Here is a 10,099-nt window from a genome sequence, read left to right as displayed (position 1 = left end):
CGCTAACCGCGCCTCACGCTGGGTCCCGGCTTTCGCCGGGATGACGAAGAAAACGGTTTCCAGTCAGAAGAAGTCGGCTCTGATCCGCGCTACGCAACCAAGTGAAACACAAAATCGATGTGCGTTTCAGGAGCGCATGGCACTCCAACTCCGAAAGCCGTGTGCTCCGAATTCACGCAGGTACAGTTCTGGCGTTGATGGCGCAGCATAGCAGAAGGAGGGGCAAAAGTCAGCATTCCGGGACGTTAACGGCCAGCCCGCCCAGGGATGTTTCCTTGTAATGTTCGCTCATGTCCGCCCCGGTGCGGCGCATGGTTTCGATGACGCGGTCAAGGGAGACGTGGTGGGAGCCGTCGCCCATCATGGATAGACGGGCGGCATCGACGGCCTTGATGGCGCCCATGGCGTTGCGTTCGATGCAGGGGATCTGCACCAGACCGCCGATCGGATCACAGGTGAGGCCCAGATTATGTTCCATGCCGATTTCGGCGGCGTTTTCAATCTGCGCCGCCGTGCCGCCCAGGGCGGCGACCAGGGCGCCGGCAGCCATGGAGCAGGCAACCCCCACTTCGCCCTGACACCCGACCTCGGCGGCGGAGATGCTGGCATTGCGCTTGTACAGGCCGCCGATGGCGGCGGCGGTCAGCAGGAAGCGGTGGCGGCCCTCCCGGCTGCCATTGCAGAACCGGTCATAATAGCGCAGCACCGCCGGCACCACGCCCGCCGCACCATTGGTGGGGGCCGTCACCACCTTGCCCCCGGCGGCGTTTTCCTCATTCACGGCCAGGGCCCAGAGATTGATCCAGTCCAGCACAGACAGCGGATCGGTCAGCATGCGTTCCTGCCGGGCCACCAGATCGCGGTGCAGGCGGCCTGCCCGTCGCTTCACCTTCAACCCGCCGGGCAGAAGGCCATCCTGGCGCATGCCACGGTCGGTGCAGGCCTCCATCGCGGCCCAGATGGCGTCCAGGCCGGCGCGCACCTCGGCTTCCGGCTTCGTCGCGCATTCATTGGCCAGGATGATGTCGGGGATCGACAGGCCGGTCTCTGCGGCAATGGACAGCAGGCCGTCCGCCGTTTCGTAATAATGCGGGGGCGGGGTGGGGCCGTCGCTGCCGCCATCGCCCTGGTTCTGCCGCGCCTCATCCTCGTCCAGGACGAAGCCGCCGCCGATGGAATAATAGGTGCGCGCGGCCACCAGCGTGCCATCGGCATCAAAGGCGCGCAGCAGCATGCCGTTGGGGTGAAAGGGCAAGCGTTCTGACCCGCGCCATTCGATATCGCGTTCGGGGTCGAAAATGATCTCCTTCACCCCGGCCAGGGCCAAGCGGTGATTGTCGGTCACCGATCGCACCAGCGCCTCTGCCGCGTCGGGATCGACGCTGGCCGGCTGATATCCGGCCAGACCCGTGATGGCGGCGCTGTCGGTGGCATGGCCGCGCCCTGTCAGGGCCAGCGAGGCATAGAGCGTGACGCTTACCCGTTCCGTATGGCCCAGCCACCCGGTTTCCGCCAGCCGGGCGGTGAAACGGAAGGCCGCCGTCATGGGGCCCATCGTGTGCGAGCTGCTGGGCCCGACGCCGATCTTGAACAGGTCGAAGACGCTGATGGTCATGATGGATTGCTTATTCTTATGGTTGTGACAGGCGAATATGCGGCCCCGTCCGGTGGGGTGCCGGGCGTTGTGTCAGGTGTTCTGGCGTGCGGACATGGCATCGCGGGGCATGGCTTTCCTTTCCCACCGCCTGGGTGGTTGGTTGCATGCCCCATCCGTATCTGGGCCTGAGAGTTTCGCCATCGGTGCGGCATGCACCGGCGGCTTTCTCCTTCGGCGGGGCGGGGTGGCATTGCCATCCCGTCCACTCTTCGGATGTCATCGGCCCCATGCGGTTCGGGTGCCTGAGAGATTCCGGGGCGGTTGCTCCTTCGGCGGCGGCTTTATCCGCGCTCTCCCGCATGGGTGTGGGCATGATCTGGCCTGACTGGCCCCTCCGGGTCAAGTGGTTCCGTCAGGCCATGGTTTGCCGCCGGTGCGCCCATTTCTGCACGCTGGGAGAAGGGCATATGACCGTGGTGCCTTGACGAAGCGACCGGTCACGGTTGTACTGACTTCCACACTGGAAAACAGGGTTAACGGGGGTGCTGTATGGAGGGGATCAGCAAACTGGCCGGTGAGGAACGGGCCGCCGCCTTCTGGGGACCGGACCCGATGCCACCGGTCAGCCCGAAAACGCTGGACATCCTGTTCCTGCATCCCAAGACCCTGGTCGATAGCTGGCCCATTCCCGTCGATACGCTGGGCGAGATGGTGAAGATGCCCAGTGCCGTCTATCCCATCCTGGTTTCCTCCATCGCCGACCTGTCCATCGATTACGAGATTTTCGATGGCTATGTCGCGCGCGAAACCTTCGCCGCCTATAAGCGCCGGCTGGCCAAGCCCGACATCATCTGCATCAGCGTGATGACATCGCTGAAGGCCATGGACACGGAAATGACCATCCGTCTGGCCCGCGAACTGAACCCCAAGGTCAAGATCATCTTAGGCGGCAACCATGCCAGCGCCTGGCCCGAACGCTGGCTGGCGCTGGGGGCGGATTATATCGTGGTCAAGGAGGGCGAAATCCCCTTCCGCCGCCTGATCCAGCATCTGACGGGCTGGCAGGTGGATCTGTCCGACGTGCCGAACCTGTGGTGGAAGAATGCCGACGGGGCGGCACAGAAATCCAACGCGCAACTGCCCCTGATTGACATCAACAAGGCACCGGTGCCGGATTGGAGCCGGTTCGATTTCGCCCCCTATGGCATGGGCATGACCCCGGGTTTTGCCGCCGCCGTGGAAATCTCGCGCGGTTGTCCGCAGCGCTGCGACTTCTGCAATATCAACAAGTTCTGGGACTATAAGCAGCGCTACAAGTCAGTGGAGCGGGTGTTGGAGGAACTGACGGCCCTGCATGCCAAGGGGGTGCGGGAATTCATCTTCACCGACGATAATTTCGGCGGCGACCACCGGCACACGATCAAGCTTCTGGAAGGCATGGTGGAGCGCGGGCTGGACATGCGCTGGGGCAGCTTCCTGCGCGGCGATACGGTGACCAAGACGCCAGGGTTCGAGGTGCTGGCCGCCAAGGCCGGCCTGCGGTTCTGCATGATGGGCATTGAAAGCCTGGACCCGGCCTGGCTGAAATCCCACCGCAAGGGCGTGCGCGCGTCCGACGTGGTGGGCATGTATTCGGATGTCTATAAGCGGCTGAACAGTCAGGGCATCTATGTCGTTGGCCTGTTTATCTCCCCGCCGCAGGGCGAACGGATGGATTTTTCCGGCACCGGCGCCTGTGGCGTCGTCTGCGATTACCATTACTCGGCCAACCTGATCGCGCAGAAGGGCAGCCTGCTTTACGACGAGTATCTGGCGCGTAATGCCGTGGGCAAGGACATGTTCTATCATGACTGGAACCTGTCCAGCATCGTGCTGAACGATGGCCGGGTGCAGAAGAACCAGAAATCGCTGTGGGACGAGGTGAAGGAGGCCTTCACCGGCTATGGCATGCGCTCGGCCCTGTTCGGGTCGCGCTTTGCCCGGCGGTTCCGCTGGCGCCCCATCTTTGTCGTGGGTGAACGCATGCTGTGTACGACGCCGGGCGACCTGAAGCGCTGGCGGCTGGCGCGGGATAAGAGCCTTGGTTTGCAGGAGCGGCAGGACCGCATTCTGGAAACGGCGCTGGGGGATGAGAAAATCCGGCGGCTGGCCAAGCGGCGGTTCTGGATCAGCCCGCTGTCCCTGCGCACGGGCCTGTGGCGGGGTACAGCGAAGCGGGCTAGGCTGACATAGGTAGTTTGCGTAGCGCGGATTAGCGTCAGCGTAATCCGCGAAACCACGGTGCCGTCGTTCCGCGGATTACGGCTTCGCCTAATCCGCGCTACGTTCGTGATCAGGATGAGGGCGTCCCATGACCTTCGAAAAGCTGCGGTTTGAGCGCGAGGGGCGGGTGGCGTTGATCACGCTGGACCGGCCGGAGGCGCAGAATGCCATCGACCGGGCGCTGAACGCCGAACTGCACGCCGTGTGGGAGCGGTTCGCCCGCGATGACGGGCTGGATGTCGCGGTGCTGACCGGGGCGGGCCGGGCCTTTTGTGCGGGGGCCGATCTGGCCGACTATATCCCGCAATTCCTGGAAGGCGACATGCTGACGGTGCGCGCCAATGTGCCCACCGGGCTGGGCGGCATCACGCGCGGGCAGCACCGTCTGGCCAAGCCGGTGATCGGGGCCGTTAATGGCTGGGCGTTGGCGGGTGGGTTCGAACTGGCGCTGGCCTGCGATATCCGCATTGCGGCGGAAGGGGCGAAGTTCGGGTCCTATGAAATCCATCGCGGGTTCCATCATGGCGATGGCGGCATCGTGCGTATGGTGCAGAGTATCGGGGTGGCGCGGACCATGGATATCGTTCTGACGGGCCGCGATGTGACAGCGGCGGAGGCGCTTTCCATCGGCCTGATCAGCCAGGTGGTGGCAGCGGAGATGCTGCTGCCCACGGCGATGGAACTGGCGGGCCGCATCGCGGGCAAAAGCCAGGTGGCCATCCGGTCGGCCAAGGAGACCATCCTGGAAGTCGCGGGCCGCACCCTGGATGATGCGCTGCGGCTGGAGGCGCTGTACGGCTATTCCAGCGGGGATGTGCGGGAAGTGAAGCGGCAGCTGGAACGCTTCTTCGCAAAGTCGGCGGCGGGCAAGACTTGACCAATCCTGCCCTTCGACGTGGGCTATACCATCCTGTCTTGCAACCTGTGACATGTCATGTTCTGATACATCCAATGATATGACAGACCGGGATAAGGTCGGGGTGGAACGGGCATGGCGCCGTCGGAATCGCCGCTGAAACTATCGGACGAGATACAGCGCGATACGCGCACCATCCTGTTTCGCGGCACCTATGGTGCCGACAGCCAGCCCGTGCGGGTGCGGGTGCCGGCCCTGCGGCAGGCCCGTGATATTGCCGCCATCCACCGTGAACATGACATGCTGGCCCGGTTCGGATCGGCCCGCATCGATGCGGTTCTGGCCCTGACGGAATCGGCGCATGGCCCGACCCTGGTGCTGGCCGACCGGTCGGAGACCTGTCTGGGTGATCTGATCCCCGTGGGCGGCATGCCGCTCGACCGGTTCCTGCCGCTGGCCCATGACATGGCCGTCGCGGTGGAGGAGGTGCATGCCGGCGACATGGTCCATCGCGACATCCGGCCCGCCAGTTTCTGGGTGGCCGATGCCGACGGGTCTGTGCGGCTTGGCAATTTCTGCCGCGCCTCCCTGGTCCCGAACGAGGCGGCGCTGGGCCTGGGGGCCGGGCGGCTGGATGGCGATCTGCGCTATCTGTCGCCCGAACAGACGGGGCGCATGAACCGCGTCGTCGATTATCGCAGCGACCTCTATTCGCTGGGGCTTTGTTATTACGAGATGCTGACGGGGCAACTGCCCTTCAATGCCGGCGATGCGGTCGGCTGGGTCCATTGCCATATCGCGCGGGAGCCCCGGCCCATCCGCGATCTGCGCCCCGACCTACCCGAACCGCTGGCCGATCTGGTCATGCGTCTGCTGGCCAAGGCGGCGGAGCAGCGGTACCAGCAGGCCGCCACCCTGAAATCGGACCTGGCGACGGCCATGCTGGAATGGCGGGCCACGGGGCGGATCATCCGGTTCCAGCCATCACGCGGCGACCGCCCGCGACAACTGGTCCTGCCGCAGCGCCTGTTTGGGCGGGATCAGGAGGTGGGGCAACTGGTCGGCGCGTTTGAGCGGACCTGTGAGGGCGATGTCGAACTGCTGGCCGTGGCCGGCGGATCGGGCATCGGCAAATCGGTGCTGGTGCGCGAGGTGCAGCGGCCCCTGACGGCACGGCGCGGTTATTATGCGGAGGGCAAGTTCGACCAGTTGCGCCGCGACGTGCCCTTTCTGGCCCTGATCCAGCCTTTGCGTGATCTGGTCAAACAGGTGCTGACCGAACCGCCGGAAGTGCTGGCCCATTGGGCGGCGCGGCTGTCGCGCGCGCTGGGCCGCAATGCCGCCGTGCTGGCGCAGGCGCTGCCGGAACTGGAACTGGTGCTGGGGCCGCAAGCGGCGCCGCTGCCGCTGCCGCCCATCCAGGCGCAGAACCGGTTCCAGCAGACGGTGGCGGCCTTCCTTCTGGAATTTGCCGGTGCCGAACATCCGCTGGTCCTGTTCCTGGACGATCTGCAATGGGCCGATGTCGCCTCGCTGAAGCTGCTGGAAAGCCTGCTGGTTGATCCGGAGGCGCATCACCTGCTGGTGATCGGGGCCTTCCGGGATCAGGAGGTGGATGGCGGCCACCCGCTGACCCGCATGCTGGATCTGGTCGGGCGCAGCATCAATGTCACCACCATCGTGCCGCAGCCGCTGGGTGCCGACCATGTCCGCGGCTGGCTGGTCGAGGCGCTGGGCAGCGACGATGCGGAACTGGGGCAACTGGCCACCCTGCTGACGGCAAAGAGCGGGGGGAATCCGTTCTTCCTGGGACAGTTGCTGACGGCGCTGGCCGCCGCCCATGTTATCCGCTTTGACGCGGCTGCCGGGTGCTGGCGCGGGGATGTGGCGGCGGTGGAACGGGCCAGCCTGCCCGACGACGTGGCCGATCTGCTGGCAGCAAGACTGGGCCTGCTGCCCGATCAGACCCAGGATGTGCTGCGGCTGGCGGCCTGTATCGGCAACCGGTTTGAGCTGGGCCTGCTGGCCACCATCTGCCGGCTGTCGACCGAACTGTGCCTGACACGGCTGGAGCCGGCGCTGCGCGATGGCTATTGCGTGCTGGTGGAGGATGAAGGCGGGGCGGCCAGCATCTACCGCTTCACCCATGACCGCCTGCACAAGGCGGCCTATCTGCTGACGCCGGAGGCCGAGCGGGCGCGGGTGCATCTGGAACTGGGCCGGCGGCTACGCGACGATGCGGCGCTGGCGGCCCGTCTGCCGTTCGAGGTGGTGCGCCACCTGAACCTGGGCAGTGACCTGATCACCCAGGGGGAGGAGCGGCGGGGGCTGGCGCTGCTGAATTATGGTGCCGCCATCAAGGCCCGCGCCTCGGCGGCGTTCGACATTTCCCACGGCCTGTTCCGCATGGCCATGGCGCAGCTACCCGATGGCGACGCCGATGCGCGCTGGCGCCTGTGGATGGATGCAGCGGAAGGTGCCTATCTGGCCCAGGATTTCGAGGGCTTCGAAGCGCTACGGGCCCAGCTGGAGACCATGGCGCCCGACAATCTGCGCCGCGCGGAGCTGTGTGAACTGGTGGTGCTGGCCAATGAGGCGCGCAACAGCTTCAACGAGGCGCTGACGGCGGCCATTGAGGGCTTACGGCTTTTGAATTTGGCCCTGTCGGCGGACAATGCCAAGCGCGATACGCTGCGCCTGATCGCCACGCTGTTCTGGCGGATGGGCCGGCGCAGTGCGGATGAGCTGGCGGCCCTGCCTGCCATGGATGATCCGCGCATGTTGCAGGTGATGCGCCTGTTGGCGTCCGCCATCCGCACCGCCTATTCCCTGGCCTCGCCCCTGCTGCCCATCCTGTCGCTGACGGGCGTGCTGCTGTCGCTGAAACATGGGATGACGGCACATGCCACCAACTGCTTCACGGGCAGCGCCGTCATCTTCATCGGCGCGCTGAACGATATTGCGCGCGGCAGCCGCCTTGGCGAGGTGGCCATGCGGTTGGGGGAGCGGTTCGGCACCGTGGTGCATGTGCCCAACCATGTGGTGGTGGTCCAGCATTGGACAGCGCCGGTGCGCGACATGGCGGTGCTGGCCGGCGAGGTGTCGAAGGACCTGCTGGCCAACGGTTTCTACGATCGGGCCGGCCTGTGCGCCATGGCGGAGATGACCTGTCATACCGTCTGCCGCGTCAGCCTGGAGATGGAGCTGAAATCCACGCAGGCGGCCATGGCCTTTGCCATGCGCCGCAATCTGCGCCTGATCGCGGAGACGGCACGCAATCCGCTGCTGCTGATCGAACGGCTGCGGCGGCCGGAACTGGGCGGGTTAAGTGAGATCCTGGCCTATGAGGGGACCGCCGACAGCCGTACCGGCGAGGTGGCCTTCAAGATCCGTCAGCTTTATGCCCTGCTGGTCTTCGACCGGGCGGATCTGGCCCGCACCCTGGCGGCGGAGGTGCGGCCCGACCTGCGCTCCGTCCTGGGGTCGGCCTGGGTGGCGCCATTTCACTGGTATGAGGCGCTGGCCCTGCTGGAGGGTCTGGCCAGTGGTGCAAGCTGGCTGGACAAGGCGGCGGCCCTGAAACGGGTCAGGACCAACCTGAAACTGTTGCGGCGCTGGACGCGGCACGCGCCTGTGAACCATGCCCACCGTGTCCGTCTTCTGGAGGCGGAACTGGCGGCGCTGATACCGGAAAAGGACGGGCTGTCGGCCAAGGCCGTCGCGGGGTTTGCGGATGCCGTCGATCTGGCCCTGGCGGAAGGGTTTGTGGGGGATGCCGCCCTGGCCGCCGAACGGCATGGCCGTGCCTTGCTGCGCCTTGGCCGCGAACGGCAGGCAGCATCCCAGATGCGCGAAGCCTGGCTGCTCTATCGCCGCTATGGCGCTTTGGGGAAGGCGGCACAGTTGGCCGGGGAATTCCCAGACGCACTGGAAGGGCTGTCTGCGGAGGGCGGAGGGGACGAGGCCGTTGGGCAGCAGGCGCTGGACGTGTCCACCGTCACCAAGACGGGGCAGGCCATCGCGGGCGAGCTGGTGCTGCACCGGCTGACGGGCCGGGTGCTGGATCTGGCCATGGAGAATGCCGGTGCCCGCTATGCGGCCCTGACCTTGACCCAGGATCAGGGCCGTATCCTGGCCGCCGAACGCTGCCTGGGAGACGGGCATGCTGAGGAGGGGCAGGTGGCGGTCGGGGTGCGGCTGCCGGAACCCCTGCTGCTCTATGTTGAACGCACATTGGAAACCGTGCTGATCGAGGATGCGCGGGTGCAGACCCGGTTCCCCAGCCATCGCCGCTGGGACCGGGCCGGGGCGGTATCGGTGCTGGGCGTGCCGGTGGTGCATCAGGGCCGGTGCATTGGGGTTCTGTATCTGGAAAACGACCTGACGGCAGGCGCCTTCACGGCGGAACGGGTGGAGCTTTTGCGCGTGCTGGCGGCGCAGGCGGCCATCGCCATCGCCAATGCCCGTCTGTTCGATGAGCTGGACCGTGCCCGCACGGCGCTGCAGGAATATAATACCCGCCTGGAACAGGTCGTGTCCGACCGTACCGCCGATCTGGCCCGGCGCTCCGCCGCCCTGGAACAGTCACTGGCCGAGTTGCGGGCCACCCAGGCACAGCTGGTCCAGAAGGAAAAGCTGGCCTCGCTGGGGGGGCTGGTGGCCGGTGTCGCGCATGAGATCAACACGCCGCTGGGTGTGGCGCTGACGGGCGCCAGCTTCATGGAGGAGAAGGTCACGGACCTGATCGGCCAGATCGCCGACAAGCGCCTGACCCGCACCAGCCTGGACGAGTTCATCGAGGATGTGGGCGATACGGCCCGCACCGTCGTCAACAATCTGCGCCGGTCGGCCGATCTGGTGCAAAGCTTCAAGCAGGTGGCCATCGGCCAGTCGGACGAGCAGCAGGAAGACCTGGATGTGGCGCAATATCTGCGCGAAATCCTGCCCAGCATCGAACTGCTGCTGCGGGGCCACCCCATCCGGCTTGAAACCGTGCTGGAGGATGGGCTATTCCGCCGCGCATCGCCCGGTGCCATCGCCCGCACCGTCACGCATCTGGTGCAGAATGCCGTGATGCATGCGTTCGATGAGGCGGCGAAGGACGCGGCAATCCGGCTGGAACTGAAACGCGACGGGGCGGATATCCTGCTGCGTGTCACTGATAATGGCCAGGGCATGGGGGATGGGGTGCGGGAGCAGGCCTTCAACCCGTTCTTCACCACCCGCCGCAATATCGGTGCGGCGGGCCTGGGCCTGCATATCGTGCATAATCTGGTGACGGGGACGCTGGGCGGGACAGTGGACCTGCGGACCGCACCCGGTCAGGGAACCGCTGTCACCCTTCGCCTGCCCCCGGTCGAATAGGGGGAAATTTTTTCCGTTCA

Annotated in this window: 4 protein-coding genes and 1 riboswitch; of the genes, 3 read left to right on the top strand and 1 reads right to left on the bottom strand. The window is 65.7% G+C overall.

The features are described 5' to 3' along the window. Positions 1 to 229: 229 nt before the first annotated feature. Complete coding sequence (locus tag ACODSP_RS11150; RefSeq protein ID WP_488965666.1) at positions 230 to 1,615, bottom strand: L-serine ammonia-lyase; 1,386 nt, start codon at positions 1,613 to 1,615, stop codon at positions 230 to 232. Between the two features lie 262 nt (positions 1,616 to 1,877). Continuing rightward, positions 1,878 to 1,965: riboswitch (glycine riboswitch) on the bottom strand. A 181-nt stretch (positions 1,966 to 2,146) separates the two neighbouring features. On the opposite strand from ACODSP_RS11150, the gene ACODSP_RS11145 reads away from it, so the two are divergent. The 3 genes from ACODSP_RS11145 (at position 2,147) to ACODSP_RS11135 (ending at position 10,079) form a co-directional block, all read left to right on the top strand. Continuing rightward, positions 2,147 to 3,829 carry a B12-binding domain-containing radical SAM protein gene (locus tag ACODSP_RS11145; RefSeq protein ID WP_488965665.1) on the top strand — a complete coding sequence of 561 codons (1,683 nt, stop codon included), beginning with the start codon at positions 2,147 to 2,149 and terminating at the stop codon, positions 3,827 to 3,829. A 118-nt stretch (positions 3,830 to 3,947) separates the two neighbouring features. Further along, positions 3,948 to 4,736 carry an enoyl-CoA hydratase/isomerase family protein gene (locus ACODSP_RS11140; RefSeq protein WP_488965664.1) on the top strand — a complete coding sequence of 263 codons (789 nt, stop codon included), beginning with the start codon at positions 3,948 to 3,950 and terminating at the stop codon, positions 4,734 to 4,736. A 114-nt stretch (positions 4,737 to 4,850) separates the two neighbouring features. After that, complete coding sequence (locus ACODSP_RS11135; RefSeq protein ID WP_488965663.1) at positions 4,851 to 10,079, top strand: trifunctional serine/threonine-protein kinase/ATP-binding protein/sensor histidine kinase; 5,229 nt, start codon at positions 4,851 to 4,853, stop codon at positions 10,077 to 10,079. The last annotated feature ends 20 nt before the right edge of the window (positions 10,080 to 10,099 follow it).

This window comes from Niveispirillum sp. FG156, assembly GCF_057809555.1.
This window is presented reverse-complemented; position numbering and strand designations above follow the sequence as displayed.